Genomic DNA, 265 nt, shown 5'->3' on the forward strand with positions numbered 1-265 from the left:
TGTGTCGAAGTCCTACAAGGCCTCCACCAGGCCGGCGCTCGACAAGGTCAGTGTGGAGGTGGAGAAGGGGGAGTTCGTCTTCCTCATCGGCCCCTCCGGCTCCGGCAAGTCGACGTTCATGCGGTTGCTGCTCAAGATGGAGTCGCCTACGTCCGGCGACATCGAGGTCGCGGATTTCCACGTCAACAAGTTGGCGGCCCGCCGCGTGCCGAAGCTTCGCCAGAGCATGGGCTGTGTGTTCCAGGACTTCCGCTTGCTCCAGCAG

The 265-nt window shown here is 63.0% G+C and carries 1 protein-coding gene; it reads left to right on the forward strand.

Annotation, left to right across the window (positions count from 1 at the left end; all coding sequences use genetic code 11):
* Position 1: 1 nt before the first annotated feature.
* Positions 2-265, forward strand: a 264-nt coding sequence (locus A2J01_RS09965) for an ATP-binding cassette domain-containing protein (RefSeq protein WP_156519228.1), incomplete at its 3' end; no start/stop codon positions are given.

Source organism: Rhodococcus sp. EPR-134 (assembly GCF_001647205.1).
In the GTDB taxonomy this organism is placed as follows: domain Bacteria; phylum Actinomycetota; class Actinomycetes; order Mycobacteriales; family Mycobacteriaceae; genus Rhodococcus_F; species Rhodococcus_F qingshengii.